This window comes from Enterovirga sp. (assembly GCF_035325185.1).
Lineage (GTDB): Bacteria > Pseudomonadota > Alphaproteobacteria > Rhizobiales > Beijerinckiaceae > Enterovirga.
On record NZ_DAOLAJ010000021.1, the window covers coordinates 9,769 to 28,485 of the forward strand.

The 18,717-nt window shown below is 69.6% G+C and carries 12 protein-coding genes; 3 read left to right on the plus strand and 9 right to left on the minus strand.

What is annotated here, in order from left to right:
• Nucleotides 1–18 precede the first annotated feature (18 nt).
• From PKD06_RS06410 to PKD06_RS06445, 8 genes are read right to left on the minus strand one after another with little or no spacing between them, the layout of a single operon-like run.
• A complete protein-coding gene (locus tag PKD06_RS06410; protein WP_324378738.1) occupies nucleotides 19–1,041 on the minus strand; it encodes an ABC transporter permease in 1,023 nt (340 codons plus the stop codon).
• Complete coding sequence (locus tag PKD06_RS06415) at nucleotides 1,038–3,047, minus strand: ABC transporter substrate-binding protein (RefSeq protein WP_324378740.1); 2,010 nt, start codon at nucleotides 3,045–3,047, stop codon at nucleotides 1,038–1,040. Before PKD06_RS06415 ends, PKD06_RS06410 begins: the two co-directional genes overlap by 4 nt.
• Nucleotides 3,044–4,909, minus strand: a complete 1,866-nt coding sequence (locus PKD06_RS06420; RefSeq protein WP_324378742.1) for an ABC transporter ATP-binding protein — start codon at nucleotides 4,907–4,909, stop codon at nucleotides 3,044–3,046. The genes PKD06_RS06415 and PKD06_RS06420 overlap by 4 nt, the downstream gene beginning before the upstream one ends.
• Nucleotides 4,906–5,661, minus strand: coding sequence for a polysaccharide deacetylase family protein (locus PKD06_RS06425; protein WP_324378744.1), 756 nt, complete (start codon nucleotides 5,659–5,661; stop codon nucleotides 4,906–4,908). The genes PKD06_RS06420 and PKD06_RS06425 overlap by 4 nt, the downstream gene beginning before the upstream one ends.
• The gene (locus PKD06_RS06430) at nucleotides 5,658–6,824 is read right to left on the minus strand and encodes a glycosyltransferase (protein ID WP_324378745.1); all 1,167 of its coding nucleotides are present in this window, start codon (nucleotides 6,822–6,824) and stop codon (nucleotides 5,658–5,660) included. The genes PKD06_RS06425 and PKD06_RS06430 overlap by 4 nt, the downstream gene beginning before the upstream one ends.
• Nucleotides 6,821–7,951 (minus strand): glycosyltransferase family 4 protein, encoded by a 1,131-nt coding sequence (locus tag PKD06_RS06435; protein ID WP_324378748.1) that lies wholly within the window; start codon nucleotides 7,949–7,951, stop codon nucleotides 6,821–6,823. Before PKD06_RS06435 ends, PKD06_RS06430 begins: the two co-directional genes overlap by 4 nt.
• Nucleotides 7,948–9,228, minus strand: coding sequence for a glycosyltransferase (locus PKD06_RS06440; protein WP_324378750.1), 1,281 nt, complete (start codon nucleotides 9,226–9,228; stop codon nucleotides 7,948–7,950). The genes PKD06_RS06435 and PKD06_RS06440 overlap by 4 nt, the downstream gene beginning before the upstream one ends.
• Nucleotides 9,229–9,231: 3 nt before the next feature.
• Nucleotides 9,232–10,494, minus strand: coding sequence for a glycosyltransferase (locus PKD06_RS06445; RefSeq protein ID WP_324378752.1), 1,263 nt, complete (start codon nucleotides 10,492–10,494; stop codon nucleotides 9,232–9,234).
• A 164-nt stretch (nucleotides 10,495–10,658) separates the two neighbouring features.
• Between PKD06_RS06445 and PKD06_RS06450 the strand changes: the two genes are divergently transcribed.
• Genes PKD06_RS06450 through PKD06_RS06460 form a run of 3 tightly spaced genes read left to right on the plus strand, consistent with a single transcriptional unit; the run spans nucleotide 10,659 to nucleotide 14,636 of the window.
• Nucleotides 10,659–13,370 carry an ABC transporter transmembrane domain-containing protein gene (locus tag PKD06_RS06450; RefSeq protein ID WP_324378754.1) on the plus strand — a complete coding sequence of 904 codons (2,712 nt, stop codon included), beginning with the start codon at nucleotides 10,659–10,661 and terminating at the stop codon, nucleotides 13,368–13,370.
• Nucleotides 13,371–13,385: 15 nt separating this feature from the next.
• On the plus strand, nucleotides 13,386–13,844 hold the full coding sequence (locus PKD06_RS06455) for a Crp/Fnr family transcriptional regulator (protein WP_324378756.1): 459 nt from the start codon (nucleotides 13,386–13,388) through the stop codon (nucleotides 13,842–13,844).
• Nucleotides 13,845–13,868: 24 nt separating this feature from the next.
• Nucleotides 13,869–14,636, plus strand: a complete 768-nt coding sequence (locus PKD06_RS06460) for an SDR family oxidoreductase (RefSeq protein WP_324378759.1) — start codon at nucleotides 13,869–13,871, stop codon at nucleotides 14,634–14,636.
• Nucleotides 14,637–14,825: 189 nt separating this feature from the next.
• On the opposite strand, the gene PKD06_RS06465 is transcribed toward PKD06_RS06460, so the two are convergent.
• Nucleotides 14,826–18,572, minus strand: coding sequence for a vitamin B12-dependent ribonucleotide reductase (locus PKD06_RS06465; protein ID WP_324378761.1), 3,747 nt, complete (start codon nucleotides 18,570–18,572; stop codon nucleotides 14,826–14,828).
• Nucleotides 18,573–18,717: the final 145 nt, after the last annotated feature.

Sequence of the window (18,717 nt, forward strand, 5' to 3'; positions counted from 1 at the left end):
CGCCGACCGGACGGGCGGTCATACCGACCTCTCCCCGAGGCGGATGCGGGGGTCGAGCATCGCGAGCAGGAGGTCGGAGACCAGCATGCCGACCACGGTCAGCACGGCGACGAACATCAGGATGAAGCCGGCCAGGAACTGATCCTGGCTCTTGAGCGCGGCGAGCAGGATCGGGCCGACGGTCGGCAGGCTGAGCACCAGCGAGACGAGCACCGATCCCGAGACGAGATGCGGAAGCAGGTTGCCGATATCGGCGATGAAGGGATTCAGCGACATCCGGAAGGGATATTTCAGAAGGGCCCGCGTCGGCGGGAGGCCCTTGGCCTTGGCCGTCACGAAATACTGCTTGCCCAGCTCGTCGAGGAGGTTCGCGCGCATGCGCCGGATCATCGCCGCCGTGCCGCCGAGGCCGATCACGATGGTCGGCACGACGAGATGCGACATGAGGGAGCGGATCTTCGGCCAGGTCCAGGGCTGGTTGGCGAATTTCGCATCGTAGAGCCCGCCGATCGAGATGCCGAACCAGCGGTTCATGTAGTAGAGAAGGATCAGAGCCAGGAGGAAGCTCGGCATCGCGAGCCCGATATAGCCGATGAAGGTCGCGATATAGTCGCCCACAGAATATTGCCGCGTCGCGGAATAGATCGCGATCGGGATCGAGACCACGTGGACGAAGACCACGACGACGAGATTGATGAGGAGCGTCAGCCAGAGCGCGTCCCCGACCACCTCGGCGACAGGCCGGTCATATTCGAACGACCAGCCCCAATCGCCCTGGAGCAGGCCCGAATAGCCGCTCGGCCCCGGCCAGACGCCGAGCCAGACGAGATATTGCTTCCAGACGGGGAGGTCGAGCCCGTATTGCCTGATCAGGAACTCGGCCTTGGCGATCGAGGCGGCCTCGCCCTGCGAGCGCAGCTCGGCGATCTGATTGGTGAGGAAGTCGCCCGGCGGCAGCTTGATGATGGTGAAGACGAGCGCCGAGATGATGAGGAGCGTGACCGCCATCGTCAGGGCGCGCCAGAAGAGGAAGCGGATCACTGGCGCACGCCCCTCTGCGCGTCGGACATCCGCGCGGCCGGCGCCGCGGGCTGCGTCGCCGTCTTCCTGAGGCGGCGGCGGATCCAGGTCTCGCGGCCGGGGCCGTGGTCCCAGTAGAGCTGGTCGATTCGATAGACGCCGAGCATGGCGGTCGGGTCCCAGGAATAGATGGCGCGCTTGGGCAGGTTCTGGAGGCCGGTCCGCAGGACGATCGGCTGGATCGCGCCGGCGACGGTGCCGATCGACCATTGGTTCTCGGCGTGGTTCTCCAGCATCTCCTTCCAGACCTGGGTCTTCTCGGCCTCGCTCGTGGACGACATCCAGCGCTCGTAGAGGGTGGCCAGCGCCTGCGCCTCGGGGATGTCGACGGGCTCGCCCGCGGTCCCGCCCGTCTCGCGATACTGGCCCCAGCGCGGCCAGGCGTAGTTGTCCTGGCGCATGGGAGCCAGTTCCGAGGGCGGCATGGCCTCGGTCGCCAGGGCGAGGTCGAGGCCCTGGGCGGCGACCATCACCGTCGAGCCGCTATAGGCCCTGTTGCGGAGCACCGTGCGGTCCTGCGGCTTCACGAAGAGCTTGACGCCGATATCGCGCCAGAACTCGGCGATCAGCGTCAGGCCGTCCACGATCAGGGTGCTGTCGCCGTCCGTCTCGACGATGATCTCGAGTTCGCGCCCGTCCGGCAGGAGGCGAATACCGGCCCCGTTGCGCTTTGTGAGCCCGATCTCGTCGAGAAGGCGCGAGGCCGCCGCCGGATCGAAGCCGGCATTGAGCGTGCGGAAGCGCGGCTCGAAGAGGACGCTCTCCTCGGCGATGGTGTTGTTGCCCTCCCGCCCGAGCCCGAACAGGAGTGCATTGTCGAGCATGCGCCGGTCGATGGCGAGCGACAGGGCCCTCCGGAAGCGGACGTCGCGGTTCAGCTTGCGCCAGACGGGATCGGTCGTGGTCAGGTTCGGATAGAGGGCAAGCTCGCTTCCGCGCGCGGTCGGCCACAGGAGCGTGCGGTAGTTATGGGCCTTCTCGCCCTCCTTCAGGATCGGGATGTCGCCCATGGCGAGTCCGCGGAAGAGAAGGTCCGCATCGCCCGAATTGGCCTTGGCCGCCATGAGTCCGCTCGCCGCGACGTCGAGGATGATGCGGTCGAGATAGGGAAGCTGCCGCCCGGCCTTGTCCACGCGGTGATAGAAGGGGTTCCGCTCGAAGACGAAGCGGTTCGCGGGTGCCCGGGTGGTCGGCATCCAGGGCTGGAGCGTCGGCAGGTCCGGATTCGTGTTCTCGAACATGTCGTCGAGGCGATTGTGCAGGGCCGCCCAGGATTTCAGCTTTTCCTTCTTCGCCATCTCCTCCAGCGCCGCCTTGTCGGCGTAGCGGGCATGGAACTGGCGCAGGTAATGCGCGGGCCGATAGATGAAGGGATCGCGCGGCTGCGCGAGGGTCGGCAGGAAGCGTGGATTGGGCTTGTCCCAGGTGAAGCGGACCGTGCGCTCGTCGATCACCTCGAAAAGCGGGCCCTTTCCGTCCACCAGGAGGAAGTCCGGCAGGCCGCCGGGGCTCAGATCCTTGTCGAGCGCGACATCCTCCCAATAGTAGCGGAAATCCTCCGAGGTGAAGGGATGGCCGTCCGACCAGCGATGCCCTTCGCGCAGGACGAGGGTGAAGACCCGCTCGCCCTGGTTCTCGACCCGCTCCAGGATGTCGGGTCGCAGCCGCAGCTTGGGGTCGTAGCCGACGAGCCGGGCATAGGAGACGGCCGACAGGTAGCGGATGTCGCGCGCCCGCGGGACGAGCGACACGATCTCCCCGCCGGACTTGCCGAGCGTCCGCCCGCTCTCTTCGAGATCGGCGACATAGGGCGTTTTCGGAAGCCGCCCGGCGACAGGCGGCAATTGCCCGTCCGCCACCTTGGCGGCGAGACTCGGCGTCTCGACGAAGTCTCCCGCCCGCGCCGCCGCGGCCCCCGCGAGGAGCGCGAGGACGAGCAGGATTCTCCGCGCCCAAGCCGCGTTCATGCCGCCTCCTCGAGCGCTCCGGCGCTCATCAGCCGCACATTCTGGTCGGGCCCGACCGCCGTCATTCGTCCCGGATCGCCCGGCAGGAGGCGATAGGGCTCCGGCCAGCTCGCCGGATCGGAGAGCCGGTCGCTCCTCAGCCGGGCGAAATCCAGCGGATGGTCGAGATCGGGCTCGGGCACGGCGGCGAGGAGGGCGCGGGTATAGGGATGGACGGGATTGCGGAACAGCGTCCCGGCCGCCGCCTCCTCGACGATATGGCCCCGGCACATCACCGCGATGGTGTCGGCGACGTAATCCACCACGGCGAGGTTGTGGGACACGAAGACGTAGGAGAGGCCGAGCGCCTTCTGCAAATCCTTCAGGAGGTTGAGGACCTGCGCCTGGACCGACACGTCGAGGGCGGAGACGGGCTCGTCGCAGAGCAGCACCTCGGGCTCGAGCGCGAGCGCCCGCGCGATGCCGAGCCGCTGCCTCTGGCCGCCGGAGAAGGAATGCGGGTAGCGGCGCAGGCTCTGCCGGTCGAGCCCCACCATGTCGAGCAGCATCTTGGCCCGCTCGTATCGCTCGTCGCTCGTGCCGATGCGGTGGATCACCATCGGCTCGGTCAGGATCTCGTAGACCGTCATGCGCGGGTTGAGCGAGGAGAACGGGTCCTGGAAGACGAACTGCACTGTCCGCCGGTAGCGCGTCAGCGCTGCGCCGGAGAGTTGGTGCACGTCGCGCGGGCCCGACCCGTCGTCGAACATCACGCGTCCGCGATCGGGGGCGAGCGCGCGCGAGATGATCTTCGACACCGTGGTCTTGCCGCAGCCCGATTCGCCGACCAGCCCGAGCGTCCGGCCGCAGCGGAGCGCGAGGCTGACCTCGTCCACGGCCGTGATCGTGCGGACCCGGCCGCTGAAGAGCCCGGCCCGCAGCGTGAAGGTCTTGGAGACGTTTTCGACCGACAGGATCGTGCGATCCGGCGGCGGCGCAAGCCGCGCGGCGGGCACCGCGCTCGCCGCCTCGCGCAGCGGGGTCAGGCGCTCGCCCGGCTCCATGTTGAAGCGGGGAACTGCCCGCATCAGCGCCTTGAGATAGGGATGCTGGGGGCGGCGGAAGATGCTCTCGCGGTCGCCCGCCTCCATGACGCGCCCGCGATACATGACCACGACGTCGTCGGCCATGTTCGCGACGATGCCGAGATCGTGCGTGATCAGGAGGACGGACATGCCCGTCTCCTCCTGAAGCTCGCGGATCAGGTCGAGGATCTGGGCCTGGGTCGTGACGTCGAGGGCGGTCGTGGGCTCGTCGGCGACGAGGAGGGCCGGGCGCGTGATCAGCGCCATGGCGATCATCGCCCGCTGGCGCAGGCCGCCCGACAGCTCGAAAGGATAGGTCGTCAGCGCCCGCTCGGGATGGGGAAAGCCGACGCGGCGGAAGACCTCGACGGCGCGCGCCTTCGCCTCGGCCGCGGTGACGTCGGCATGCAGCCGGAGCGCTTCCGTCACCTGGTCGCCCACCGTGTGGAGCGGCGAGAGCGAGGTCATGGGCTCCTGGAAGATCATGGCGATGCGCCCGCCGCGGATCTGCCGCATCGTCTCGCTCCCGGCCGGCAGCGCCGTGATGTCGAGGGGAGGGTGGCGGTCCTGGGGATCGTCGAACAGGATCGAGCCCGAGGTGATCCGCGCCACCTTCGGCAGGATGCGCATGATCGCCTGCGCGGTCACCGATTTGCCCGACCCCGATTCGCCGACGATCGCGACCGTCTTCCCCCTCGGAATGGAGAAGCTGAGGCCCTGGACCGCCGGGAACCGGCCGCCGTCGGAGGCGATCTCGACGCCGAGATTCTGCACCGAGAGGAGCGGCAGCCGCGTCATGTCCGCGCCGGCTCCGCCCGGGGCGGCATGTCGCGCAGGCCGATCGGCCGGATCGCCGGATGATCGGCGGCGAGCGCGGCGATCCCCTCGCAGAAGGACCACAGCCGCTCGTCGTGCACGAGATGATGCGTCAGGAAGCCGAAAGTCTCGACCCCGCGGGCGAGGGCGCGCCGCATCATGGCGACGAGCGCTTCCGGCGGGAGGAGACTGCGCGTGCCCGGCCAGTCGATCGGGTCGAGATGCGTGTCGATCCGGTCGATCTGCCCCGTTCCCCGCGGCTCCCCGAAGCAGGAGAGGGCGCGAAAGCCGAGGACCGGCAGGCGTGGGACGAGATCGGACGCGATGTTGTTCCAGGGCGGCACGAAGACGGGGAGCGCGCGCGGCCCGAAGGCTTCCATGATCGCCGCGAGCCCTTTTCCGGCTTCCCCGGCTCGCTCCGCCAGCGGGCGGTGGGAGCCGAACTCGGCCTTCTTGTCGGAGGGCGGCGCGTGATTCGCATGCCGCCAGCCATGCACGAGAACCGTGACACCGTCTTCCCCCCGCAGGCGCTCGGCAAGGGCCGGCTCGGCGCGGGACGGGATGACCGCAAGGGAGACGGGCAGGCCGCAGTTCGATAGCGTACCGAGAAGGCGGTCCAGGGTTGCGCCCGGCGCGACCGCATCGTCGTCCCGCCACCAGAAGCCGATGCGGCGCCCTTCGGCCGCGAGGCGGTCGAATTCGCCCCGCAGGGCCGCGATCGCCGCGGCGCTCATTGCGCCGACTCGGCGCCGGATCCGGTCCGGGCGGCCGCGAATGTTTCGACGAGGTCGGCGCTGCGCTCCTGTCCGTCGAGGCCGATCGCGAAGGCGGGACGCGGGCGGGAGGCCGCGGCGGCGACGGCGGCCAGCAGGTTTTGCGGCGTCAGCTCGGCCTCGGGCAGGAGGGTGGCGAGGCCCTCTCCTGCGAGGCATTCGGCCCGCAGCCGCTGCTCGGTCTCCTGTCCCAGCTCGAAGGGCACGAGCACCGCTCGGGCGCGCGTCGCGACGATGTCCATCACGGTGTTGTAGCCGGCTTGGCCGACGAAGACAGCAGCCCGCGCCAGGAGGGACCGAAAGTCGCGCCGGGCGCGCTCGACGGCGGCGCCGGGCGGCGCCTCGGCGAGAAGCTGCCGGAACACCTCCTCCTCGACGGCGGAGCCGACCAGCACCCGCCAGGGCCGCGAGGCATCGAGGCGGGCGGCGGCGAGGGCCGCCCGATAGAGCGGCAGGGCCGCGGCGCTCGAGCCGCCCGAGACCAGGATCGAGCCGTCGTCGGGTCCTGCGGGCAGGATCGCCGCCTCGCCGGGGCCGACATAGCCGGTATAGGCGAGCTTTCGGCGCAGTGCCTCGTCGACGGGCCAGGAGCGCCCGAGCGGCACGACGGCCTCGTCCCCATGGACCAGGATGGCAGCATAGCGGCGGGCGACGAGGGCGTGGGCGCGCTCGATCTTCTCGGGCTTGGCTGGTGCGACCAGGATGTCCCTCACCGAGCCGAGGAGCACGGGCGGCGGGACCTGTGCCGCCGCGGCGTCGAGAAGCGCCTGGAACTCGCCCGCGAGATTGCGGCGGCCGAAGGGAAACTGCTCCGTGACGACGACATGCGGGCGCAGGCGCGCGAAGGTCGCGAGGAGAAGCCGGCGGCGCCGGTCGAGATAGGCGGGACCGGCCGGCTGGCCGTCCTCGCCGAGGAGCACCGAGAAATCGCCGAGCGGCGCTCTCACCGGCGGCAACTGCACGAGGTCGAGCCCGCTCGCATCCGCGAGAGGCATCGGCGCCCCGCCCGAGGCGAGCGTGACGTGGTGGCCGCGGCGCGCCAGGGCCCGGCCGATCGCGCTCGCGCGCACCAGATGTCCCGCGCCCAGGAGATGCGTGACGGCGATGAGGATGCGCAGGCTCATGATGCCGCCTGCGTTGCGTCGGCGAGTGGCCCCAGCGCCGACCGGAGGATGGCCGCGGCCTGGGGCAGGTCGCGCTCCGAGCGGACGAAACGGAGCGCCGGCTCGCGCATGGCGCGCAGGCGCGCCGGATCGGCCAGGAGGCCCGCGAGCATCGCCGCGAAGGAGCCGGCATCGCGCGGGGGCGCCAGCAGGCCGGTCTCGCCCTCGCGCAGGATCGCCGGCACGCCGCCTTCGCGCCCCGCGAGGACCGGGCAGCCGCAAGCCTGGGCCTCGAGCAGCGTCATGCCGTAGGCTTCGCCGATGGCGGGCCAGACGAGGAGATCGGACGCGCCGTAGAGGGCGGCGAGGGCTGCCGGTTCGAGGACGGCGCCGCGCAGGCAGGCCCGCTCCCCGAAGCGCGCGAAGAGGCTTTCCACGGCCTCCCGTGCCGGCCCGTCCCCGACGATGTCGAGACGCCAGGGCGCCTCCGCCGGCAGCCGCGCCAGGGCTTCGGCGAGAAGCCGGTAGGAGGCGAGCTTGTCTCCCTCGCGCATCATGGCGACGGCGAGGAGGCGAGAGGGATCGCCGTGCGGCGCCTCGCGGGGAGGCGGTGTCCAGGCATCCGCTTGCAGGAAGGGCGGCAGGGAGACGAGGCGCTGGCCGGGACGGAGCGCGGCTGCGAGGTCTTCCTCGTCATGGGGCGTCATCACGAAGAGACAATCCGCGCGGTCGAGTGCGGCTTCCGATCCGGCATGGCCGAGGGCGAAGGCGCCGAAGGCGCGCCGCGCTGACCGCGAGCCTTCCGCCACGGCATAGGGAATGCCGAGCGCCTCGGCGACGGGGGGGCCGATCCAGTCCGGTGCCTTGTAGTAGCAATGATAGGTGAGCCAGAGCCGGGGCCGGCTCTCGCGCGGCCGGGTTTGATAGACGGCGGCGAGCCGGCGGGCCTCGGTCTCCCCCGCCGCCCGGATGCGCTGCTGGGCTTCGGCATCGCCCGCAAGGTCGAGGCTGCGCAATTCGCTCGCGAGTTCCGGCCCGAACCCGGCAAGGCGGAGCGCCGAGAGGAGAAGGCGGCCCATGGCGCGGTCCCCCGAGGGGACCGGGTGGTTCGGGCTCTTGAGAGGAGCGTAGAAGGCGAGCGGGATCATGCGCCGGCGGCGCCGCGCGCATCCTCGTCCTCGCGGCGGGGCGAGGCTCCCGTCTCGGCGAGAAGGCGCGCCGCCAGCCGGTCGAGCCCGGCCTGCGCGCCGAACGCTTCGCGTAGGCGCTCCCCCGCCGCGCGGCCGAGCGCTTCCCGCTGTGCCGGGTCGCGGATGAGCAGGTTGAGCGCGTTGGAGAGCGGCTCCCATTCGCCCGGCGGCACCAGCAGCGCTTCCCGGCCGTCCCGGAGGAATTCGGGAATGCCGGAGAAATCCGTCGCCACGCTCGCCAGATGCTGGGAGGCGGCTTCCATCAGCACGTTGGGCAGGCCGTCGCGGTCGCCGTCTGCGGCCTTGCGCGAGGGCAGCGCGAAGAGATCGGCTTCGCGCATCAGGGCGACGATATCCGGCTGCGCCTTGGGCCCGAGAAAGGCGACGCGGCGGCCGAGCCCGGCCCTCTCGGCCTGCGCCTTCAGCGCGGCCAGGAGCGGGCCGCCCCCGCAATGGGCGAAGGTCCAATGCAGGTCGGGCGGCAGGGCGGCCAGTGCCGACAGCAGCAGGTCGAAGCCCTTCTTCTCGACCGCCCGTCCGACCGAGAGGATGCGAGCGGGATCGGCGGGATCGCTGCCGTCGCGCGGCGGCCTCGCCGGCGGTTCCGGGAAGCGGGACAGGTCGAGCCCGTGATAGAGAAGGGAGACCCGCCCGGGATCGGGCGCGAGGGCGGCGAGATGCTCTTGCCCTGCTCGCGTGCAGGTGACGCCCCAGCGGGCGTCCGCGATCTTCTCGCGCTTCTCCCAGTCGGGAATGGTCCAGATATCCTTGGCGTGGGCCGAGAAGCTCCAGCTTCGCCCGCTGAGAAGGGCGGCATAGCGGGCGACGGAGCCCGGCGTGTGCAGGAAATGCACGTGGAGATGGCGGATCCGCGGATCGAGCTCGCGGGCGAGGACGCAGGCCTGGCCGAGGCGGCGCAGCCGGCCCGCGGTCGGATCGCGCCGCAGATCGGCCGCGAAGACCTTCATCAGCGCGCCGAAGCCCGGACGGCGCACGGCATCGGCGAATCCGCGCAGGACGCGAAGGGGCTCGCGATGGAGATATTCCGGCAGATAGCGCCGCGACGCCCGGATCGCCTTGTGCATCGGATGGATCGCGCGGTCCGTCGGATGGCGCAGCGACCAGATGTCGAAGGCGAGGCCGCGCTGCTCGAGGCCGAGAAGCTCCTGCGCGACGAAGGTCTCCGACAGCCGCGGATATCCCTTCAGCACGACCGCGAATCGGGGGGCGTCCACCGCCTATTCCGCCGCCTGGGGCAGGGCGGTGCGCTTGCCCGCCTCCAGGATGGAGGCGATGCGGCCGCGGATGGAATCGAGGCCGTCGAGCAGTCCCGGCACGGTGACCTCCGAGGGGCGGGGGCGGGAGGGCAGGGCGCGCAGGGCGCTCGCCATGGCCATCGGGTCGCGGCCGGTCTCGCTCTCGACCAGGGTCGAGACGAGCCCGAGACGCTCGGCCTCGACGGCGCGGATGAGCTGCTCGCGCCGCGGGCGGGTGCGCGGCACGATGAGCGCGGGCTTGTCGAGCGACAGGATCTCGCAGAACGTGTTGTAGCCGCCCATCGCGACGACCGCCGCGGCGCGGCTCATCAGCAATTCGAGCTTGGTGTCGAAGGCGATGGCGTCGAGCATGGGGTGGCGCGCGATCCGCTCCAGGAAGAGGCGCCGCCGGTCCCGGTTGATGAACGGGCCGAAGACGACGAGGGCCGGAAGCGGAATGTCCGGATCGGCCTCGTAGGCCGAGAGCACCCATTCGATGACGTCGTCGCCGTCGCCCCCCCCGCCGGTGGTGACGAGTGCGAAGGGCCGGCGCGTGATGGCGGGATAGCGGGTCAGGGCCGGCTCGGCCGGCAATTCGCGGCGCAGATATCCCGTATAGAGGATGCTTCGCCCCAGCGTCTCGGGCAGCCGCAGGCAGTCGAGGGGGCGGTAGATTTCCCCGAGGCCGTAGACCCAGATCTCGTCGTAATAGGCTGCGAGCGCCTCGGCGGCGCCCTTGCGCTCCCATTCGGGAACGAGGAGGCTCGGCTCGTCCATGACGTCGCGGGCGCCGAGCACGATCCGGCAGCCCCGCCGCTTCATGGCGTCGAGCGTCGGCAGCACCTCGCCGCGAAAGCCTGTCGGCTCCTTGTCGACGATCAGCACGTCGGGATCGAAGGTCTCGGCGGTTTGCAGGATGAGCGCCTCGCGCAGCCGCGTGGCCTCGTCGATCGAAAGATTGAGGTTGAGCGAGCGGTAGTCGCCGTCGGGAAGCTTGGTCACGCCAGGCACGCGGACATAATCGACCCCCGGCCCGAACTCGAAGGAGCCGATCACCGGGGAGCCGGACACGATGATCGCCGAAAGGCCGGGGCGCTCGGCGACGAGCGCATTCGCGATGGCGCGGGAGCGGCGCAGATGACCCAGACCGAACGTGTCGTGGCTGTAGATCATCACCCGCGCGCGGGGGGCCGCCTCGGGCGGCCGGGCAAGCCCTCGCGCCGCCTCTTCGCAGATATTGGGCATCCCAGATCCTGGCAGCTTCCGGTCGCCCCGCGCGACCCCTGTCCGAGCCGTCAGATTACCACGAACCGCGCGCCGATCATCCCCGCCCGTCCAGCCCGCATGCGCGGCAGCGCACGCAAGGGCGATATGGCCGCTTCGCTCCGCCGTGCTAAGACGGCGATCCGATGACGAAGAGCCTGTTCACATATATCTGGCGCCACTCGAAGCGCGACCAGTTGCTCATCTTTGCCGTCGTGCTCGCCTCGCTGCCCTTCTATTACGCCTCGCTCGACCTGCCGAAGAAGATCGTCAACGAGGCGATCCAGGGGCGCGCCTTCGAGGCCGGGCGCATGACGGCGACCTTCCTCGACCTGTCGCTCTCCTGGCCCAAGTGGCTGGGTGGCGGGGAGACGGTCTTCTTTCCCGGCTTCGAGGTCGGCCGGGTGGGGCTGCTGCTCGGGCTCTCCTTCGTATTCCTGTTCTTCGTCCTGGTGAACGGCCTCTTCAAGTACTGGATCAACGTCGCCAAGGGCGCGCTCGGCGAGCGCATGATGCGGCGGCTGCGCTTCGAGCTGTTCGGCTATGCGCTGCGCTTCACGCCCGAGGCCCAGCGCAACGTCCGCTCCGCCGAGGCCGCGACCATCATCAAGGACGAGGTCGAGCCGATCGGCGGCTTCATCGGCGACGCCTATATCCAGCCCCTGATGCTCGGCAGCCAGGCGCTGACGGCGATGAGCTTCATCCTGATGCAGAGCCTGTGGCTCGGGCTCCTGGCCGCGCTCGTCGTCGGTGTCCAGTTCATCATCATCCCGCGCCTGCGCCGGCAATTGCTGGTGCTGGGCCGCCAGCGCCAGCTCGCCTCGCGCGAATTCGCCGGACGCGTCAGCGAGGTCATCGACGGAATCGAGGCCGTCCACGTCCACCGCGCCGAAAGCTGGGAGAAAGCCGAGATCGGCGACCGGCTCTACAAGCTGTTCGATATCCGCTTCAGGATCTACAAGCGCAAGTTCATCGTCAAGTTCCTGAACAATCTCCTGTCGCAGATCACGCCGTTCTTCTTCTATTCGGTGGGCGGCTATTTCGCCTTGACCGGCAAGCTCGATATCGGCCAGCTCGTGGCCGTGATCGCGGCCTATCGCGAGCTGCCGCCGCCGCTGAAGGAGCTGATCGACTGGGACCAGCAGCGTCTCGACGTGCAGGTGAAATACGATCAGGTCGTCGCCTATTTCTCCCCCGACAAGCTGGAATCGGAGGAAGAGGAGGGAGAGGATTTCCCTCTCGCGGGCCAGCTCCGCATCGATGCGCTCCAGATGTGGGACAGCCACGGCGTCGCGGTCATCGACGGCGGCGAGGCGGTCGTGTCCCTGCCGGGGAGTCTGGCCATTCTCTCGGACGGCACGGCCGCCGCGAGCCTTCTCGCGCGCCTCCTCGCGGGCCGCGCCGAGCACCATTCGGGCGAGGTCAGGATCGGCGAGCGCGACCTGCTGCGCCTCGGCCCGGAGAGCGTCGGCCGCCGCATCGCCTATGCGGGGCACGAGCCGAACCTCTTCGCGGGAAGCCTGAGGGACAATCTCGTCTATGGGCTGCGCCAGCACCAGATCGGCGAGGTTTCGCAGACCGAAGGGGAGCTTCTGCGGGTCGCGGAGGCGCGGCGGACGGGCAATCCCCTCGCCAGCATCCAGGCGGAATGGCTCGATCTCGACAGGAGCGGGACCACGGACGGCCTCGAACTCGACGCGAAGCTCATTTCCTTCCTGAACCGGATCGGGCTCGGGGAGGATGTCTATCGTTTCGGCCTGGACGGGATGATCGATCCGGCGCGCCAGCCGGGCCTCGCCGAGCGCATCGTGGAGGCGCGCCGCCGTTTCCAGGAGCGCCTCGCTGAGGAGGGCATGGCCCATTATGTCGAGAGCTTCGATCCGGCGCGCTACAACACGCAATCGACCATCGTCGAGAATCTCCTCTTCGGCGTGCCCGTCTCGCCGGAGCTGAAGGGGGCGGCGATCGTCGAGCATGCCGGCTTCCGGCGCGTCCTCGACGGCGAGCATCTCACGGACGATCTCGTGGGCATGGGCGTCGCCATTGCCGAGACGATGACGGACATCTTCCGCGGCTTGCCGCCCGGACATCCGCTCTTCGAGCAGTTCTCCTTTGTCCATGCCGAGGAGCTGGACGAGTTCGGGGCGATCGTGAAGCGCGCGCAGGGGAAGGGGCGGGGGAGGCTCTCGCGCGAGGAGCGCCGGCGCCTGCTGACGCTGCCGCTCGATTATATCGAGCCGCGCCATCGTCTCGGATTGCTCGACGGGCGGATGCGCGAGCGCCTGCTGGCGGCGCGCGGGAAGATGCGCGCGATGCTCGAGGAGGCTCCCGATCCCGGCGTCGAGTTCTATGATCCCGACAAGGTCGCCCTGGCTGCTCCGCTCCGGGACGATTTTCTGTTCGGGCGGGTGGACGAGACCATCGCCAATGCGAGGGAAGAGGTCCGCGCCGTCGGTGCGCGGGTGATCGCCGAGATGGAGCTGTCGACGGAGATCGAGCGCGTCGGGCTCGACCATGCCGTCGGCCCCGCCGGCCGGCGCCTCACGCCGCAGCAGCGCGCCGCGATCAATCTCATCCGCTGCCTCGTGGGGCGGCCCGACATCCTGGTCGTGGACGGCGCGCTCGCGCCCTTCGCCGAACGCTCCCTTCCCGATCTGGTCGGATTCCTCCAGGAAGGCATGGCCGGCCGCACGCTGGTCATGGTCCTGCCGAACGATCGGCTCCTTCCGCTTTTCGGCGAGGCCATCGGGTTCAAGGACGGTGCCATCGTCGAGATCGCCTCGAAGGCTGGGGAGCCGGATGCCGGGGACGACACGAGCGATGCGCGCGAGACTCCGCGGCGCGATGCGGCCGAATAGACCGGAAGGCGAGACATGACGCTCGAAAGCGAAGTTCAATCCCTGCGCCAGGTCCCGATGTTCCGGGGCATCGAGCGCTCGCGCCTGAAGCTGCTCGCCTTCACCTCGGAGCGCATCAGCTTCGCGCCGGGCCAGCGGTTCTTCACCCAGGGCGATGCGGCCGACGCGGCCTATGTCATTCTCGACGGCAAGGCCGACGTGGTCCTCGGATCGAAGGAGGGCCAGTTCAAGGTGGCCGAGCTGGGGCGCAACGCCCTCGTCGGCGAGATGGGAATCCTGTCGGACAGTCCGCGCAGCGCCACCATCGTCGCGACGGAGCCCGTCTCCGCCCTGCGCATCGACAAGCGCGTTTTCCTGGACCTGCTCACGCAATTCCCGCAGATGTCGATCGCGGTGATGCGCGAGCTCGCCAGCCGCCTGGAGCGCACGAACGCTCAGCTTTCCGCGCTGTCGCGCAATCACGGCGGCGCCTGAGCTGCTTCTCGGGAGGAGGGGGCCTTGGATCTCGGTGCGATGCTGAAGGGACGTCACGTCCTCGTCACGGGGGCCTCGAGCGGGCTCGGGCGCCATTTCGCGCAGCTCTGCGCGCGCCACGGCGCGCTCGTCACCGTCGGCGCGCGCCGGCGGGACCGGTTGGAGGCCCTGGTCGAGAAGCTGCTCGAGCTCGGCGCCGAGGGCGCCCAGGCGGTGGAACTCGACGTGTCGGACGTGGCCTCCGTCCAGAGGGCGGTCGCGGGCGCGAGCATGGCCTCTCCCCTCGACGTGGTGGTCAACAATGCCGGCATCGCCGACAACCGGCCCGCGCTCGATATCGACGAGGCTTTGTACGATGCGGTCGTCGATACCAACGTGAAAGGGGTCTGGGCGGTCTCGACGGAGGCGGCGCGCGCCTGGCGGGCGGCGGGACGGCCGGGCGCCGTCGTCAACATCGCCTCGGTCCTGGCGCACCGGGTGGCGGGTGCCGTCTCGATCTACGCGGCGACCAAGGCCGCTGTCGTGCAGATGACGGCGGCCCACGCCCTCGAATGGGCGCGCTACGGCATCCGTGTGAACGCGCTCGCCCCCGGCTACATCTCGACCGAGATCAACGAGGAGTTCTTTCAGTCCGAGCCCGGTCTTGCGCTGATCAAGCGCATTCCCATGCGCCGGCTCGGCCAGCTCGAGGATCTCGACGCGCCTTTCCTCCTCCTCGCCACCGATGCGTCCCGCTGGATGACGGGAACCTGCGTCACGGTCGATGGCGGGCACACGGTTTCGGGGCTCTGAGGGGCGCACCCACCCTCCCCCCACGAAGTGGCGGGGAGGGCCGAGTCGCGCCGAAGGCGCGACCGAGGTGGGGGCGCTGACGCGAATGCCCGACCTGTCGGCAGGCTGAGCCGCCCCCCACCCCGGTCCTTCGCTTCGCTCCGGCCCGGCCCTCCCCACCGCAAGCGGGGGGAGGGGGGCGCGGCGGAATCAGCTGCAACCCGTCGTCGAGCCGCAGGTGTCGCATTTCAGGCAGGTGCCGTTCCGCACCAGCGTGAAATTCGCGCATTCGGGGCAGGCTTCGCCCTCGTAGCCCTTCATGCGCGCCTCGCTGCGGCGCTCGGCGACCGTGGCCTCGCGCCGGGACGCCTTGGAGACCGGCGGCGCGTCGGCGACCGCGAGGAAGCCGAGCTGGCCCGTGGCCGGGTCGAGCACAGCATCCGCCTTCAGCGCCGTGGCGCCGGCCGTCGCCCAGCCCGCCGCGACCGAGCGGCCGCCCTCGAAGACCTGGAGCGCGGCCGGCTTGCCGCGCAGGAAGCCGGTGGAGGCGATGCCGGCGGGGAGGGGCCTCGCCGGTGCCGCCGGGCTCCCGGCGGGCTGCGCCTCGGCGGGCGCCGGGCGGCCCTCGCCCTCGCCGGAGCCCAGGACGTCGTGGCCGATCTCCTCCGGGTTCACATGGGCGAGGTCGGTGCGGCCGAGATAGGACACGGCCAGCTCGCGGAACACGTAGTCGAGGATCGACGTCGCGTTCTTGATGCGCTCGTTGCCGGCGACGAATCCGGCCGGCTCGAAGCGGGTGAAGGTGAAAGCCTCCACATATTCCTCGAGCGGCACGCCGTATTGCAGGCCGAGCGAGATGGCGATGGCGAAATTGTTCATCATCGCCCGGAAGGCCGCGCCCTCCTTGTGCATGTCGATGAAGATCTCGCCGAGGCGCCCGTCGGCATATTCGCCCGTATGGATATAGACCTTGTGGCCGCCGACAACGGCCTTCTGGATATAGCCGGTGCGGCGGTCGGGCATGCGCTCGCGCAGGCGCACCGGCACCTCGACCTTCTCCACCCGCTCGATCACCTTCTCGACGATGCGCTCGGCGATCTGGGCGGTGCGGGCGGCGGTCGGCTGGGCGAGAAGCGCCTCGACCGCATCGTCGACCTCGTCCTCCTCGTCCGAGACGAGGGCGGAATTGAGCGGCTGGGACAGCTTCGAGCCGTCGCGGTAGAGCGCGTTCGCCTTCAGGGCGAGGCGCCAGGAGAGCATATACGCCTTGGCGCAATCCTCGACCGTCGCGTCGTTCGGCATGTTGATGGTCTTGGAGATCGCCCCCGAGATGAAGGGCTGCGCCGCCGCCATCATGCGGATGTGGCTCTCCACCGAGAGATAGCGCTTGCCGAGCCGCCCGCAGGGATTGGCGCAGTCGAAGACGCTGTAATGCGCGCGCTTGAGGTGCGGGGCGCCCTCCAGCGTCATCGCCCCGCAGACATGGACGTTGGCCGCCTCGATCTCGTCCTTCGGGAAGCCGAGATGGCGCAGAAGCTCGAAGGAGGGGTCGTCCAGCTTCTCGGCCGGGACCTTCAGCACCTTCGTGAGAAAATCGGCGCCGAGCGTCCATTTGTTGAAGACGAACTTGATGTCGAAGGCGCTCTTCATGCCGGCTTCGACGGCCGCGATCGCCTCGTCCGTGAAGCCCTTCGCCCTGAGCGTCGCCGGATTGACGGCAGGCGCCTGCCCCATCGAGCCGTGGCCGACCGCGTAAGCCTCGATCTCGGCGATCTCGTGCTCGCGATAGCCGAGCGCGCGCAAGGCATCCGGCACGGCGCGGTTGATGATCTTGAAATAGCCGCCGCCGGCGAGCTTCTTGAACTTCACCAGCGCGAAATCGGGCTCGATCCCGGTCGTGTCGCAATCCATGACGAGGCCGATCGTGCCGGTCGGCGCGATCACGGTCGCCTGGGCGTTGCGGAAGCCGTGGCTCTTGCCGAGGTCGAGCGCCCTGTCCCAGGCCGCCGCGGCGCGCTGGACGAGATCGACCTGCGGACAATGGGCCCGGTCGAGCGGGACCGGGTTCGTCTGAAGGAACTCGTAGCCGAAGGTCTCGCCATGGGCGGCGCGGCGGTGGTTGCGGATCACCCGCAGCATCGCCTCGGCATTCTCCGCATAGCGCGGGAAGGGGCCGAGTTCCCTCGCCATCTCGGCCGAGGTCGCATAGCTCGTGCCGGTCATGATGGCTGTCAGCGCGCCGCAGAGCGAGCGGGCCTCGTCGGAATCGTAGCCGAGGCCCATCGTCATGAGCAGGCCGCCGATATTGGCGTAGCCGAGGCCGAGCGTGCGGTATTCGTAGGACAATTCCGCGATTTCCCGGCTCGGGAACTGCGCCATCATGACCGAGATCTCGAGCACGATCGTCCAGAGCCGGCAGAGATGCTCGTAGCCGTCGACGTCGAAGCGGCGCGTTTCGCGGTCGTAGAAGGCGAGGAGGTTCGCCGAGGCGAGGTTGCAGGCCGTATCGTCCAGGAACATGTATTCGGAGCAGGGATTGGAAGCCCTGATCCGCCCGCCCGCCGGGCAGGTATGCCAGTCGTTCATGGTGGTGTTGAAATGCAGGCCCGGATCGGCCGAGGCCCAGGCGGCGGCGCTGATCCTGTCCCAGAGGTCGCGCGCCTTCAGCGTCTTCGTCACCTTGCCCGTGGTGCGGGAGGTCAGGTGCCAGTCGCCGTCTCCCTCGACCGCCCGCAGGAAATCGTCCGTCAGCGAGACGGAATTGTTCGAGTTCTGGCCCGCGACCGTGAGATAGGCTTCCGAATCCCAGTCGGTGTCGAAGGTCGGGAAATCGATCTCGGTCAGGCCCTGGCGGGCCATCTGGATGACGCGGCGGATATAGTTGTCCGGCACCTGGGCGCGCCGGGCGAGCTTCACCTCGCGTTTGAGGGCGGGGTTCTTCTCCGGCTCGAAACAGGCGTCGCCGTCGGCCTCGCATTGCACGCAGGCCCGGAGCACCGCCTTGAGATGCCTTTTGACGATCTTCGAGCCGGTGACGAGGGCTGCGACCTTCTGCTCCTCGCGCACCTTCCAGTCGATATAGGTCTCGATGTCGGGGTGGTCGATGTCGACGACCACCATCTTGGCGGCGCGCCGCGTCGTGCCGCCCGACTTGATGGCGCCGGCCGCCCGGTCGCCGATCTTCAGGAAGGACATCAGGCCCGAGGACTTGCCGCCGCCCGAGAGCCGCTCGCCCTCGCCGCGCAGGCGCGAGAAGTTCGAGCCCGTGCCCGAGCCGTATTTGAACAGGCGCGCCTCGCGCACCCACAGATCCATGATGCCGCCCTCGTTGACGAGGTCGTCCCGCACGCCCTGGATGAAGCAGGCATGGGGCTGCGGGTGTTCATAGGCGGAGGCGGAGGGGGTCAGTTCGCCCGTGAAGGGATCGACGTAGAAATGGCCCTGGCCCGGCCCGTCGATGCCATAGGCCCAGTGCAGGCCCGTATTGAACCATTGCGGCGAGTTCGGCGCACACATCTGCGCGGCCAGCATGAAGCGCAACTCGTCATGGAAGGCGCTCGCATCCTCCTCGGCCGAGAAATAGCCGCCCTTCCAGCCCCAATAGGTCCAGCAGCCCGCGAGGCGGTCGAAGACCTGCGCGGCCGTCCTCTCGGAGCCGTAGCGCTCGCCCTCCGGAAGCGCGGCAAGAGCCTCCTCGTCCGGCACCGAGCGCCAGAGCCAGGAGGGGACGCCGTTCTCCTCGACCTTCCGGAGGCGCGCCGGGACGCCGGCCTTGCGGAAATATTTCTGCGCCAGGACGTCGGAGGCGACCTGCGACCACGCCTCCGGCACCTCGATCCCGTCCGCCTTGAAGACGGTCGAGCCGTCCGGGTTGCGGATCTCGCTGGTCGCCGTGCGGAAGGGGATGGCCTCGTAGGGAGAGGCATTGGCCGTGGTGTGTCGCCGCTCGATCCGCATCGTTCCGTCCCTTCCGCGCCGGGCCGCCGCCCGTTCCAAATCCGTCAGTGCCGCGCAAGGCTCCGCCCGTCCCGGAAAGACAGTCCGGCAGGGGCACGCGTCGCACTGAGGAGGCCGCGGGGGCGCGCATCCTGGCGCGCATCCG

Bases quoted from the DNA above. Each gene is read 5' to 3' on its own strand.
- PKD06_RS06415 (WP_324378740.1), bottom strand. From the start codon at position 3,047: ATGAACGCGGCTTGGGCGCGGAGAATCCTGCTCGTCCTCGCGCTCCTC.
- PKD06_RS06420 (WP_324378742.1), bottom strand. From the start codon at position 4,909: ATGACGCGGCTGCCGCTCCTCTCGGTGCAGAATCTCGGCGTCGAGATC.
- PKD06_RS06425 (WP_324378744.1), bottom strand. From the start codon at position 5,661: ATGAGCGCCGCGGCGATCGCGGCCCTGCGGGGCGAATTCGACCGCCTC.
- PKD06_RS06430 (WP_324378745.1), bottom strand. From the start codon at position 6,824: ATGAGCCTGCGCATCCTCATCGCCGTCACGCATCTCCTGGGCGCGGGA.
- PKD06_RS06435 (WP_324378748.1), bottom strand. From the start codon at position 7,951: ATGATCCCGCTCGCCTTCTACGCTCCTCTCAAGAGCCCGAACCACCCG.
- PKD06_RS06445 (WP_324378752.1), bottom strand. From the start codon at position 10,494: ATGCCCAATATCTGCGAAGAGGCGGCGCGAGGGCTTGCCCGGCCGCCC.
- PKD06_RS06450 (WP_324378754.1), top strand. From the start codon at position 10,659: ATGACGAAGAGCCTGTTCACATATATCTGGCGCCACTCGAAGCGCGAC.
- PKD06_RS06455 (WP_324378756.1), top strand. From the start codon at position 13,386: ATGACGCTCGAAAGCGAAGTTCAATCCCTGCGCCAGGTCCCGATGTTC.
- PKD06_RS06465 (WP_324378761.1), bottom strand. From the start codon at position 18,572: ATGCGGATCGAGCGGCGACACACCACGGCCAATGCCTCTCCCTACGAG.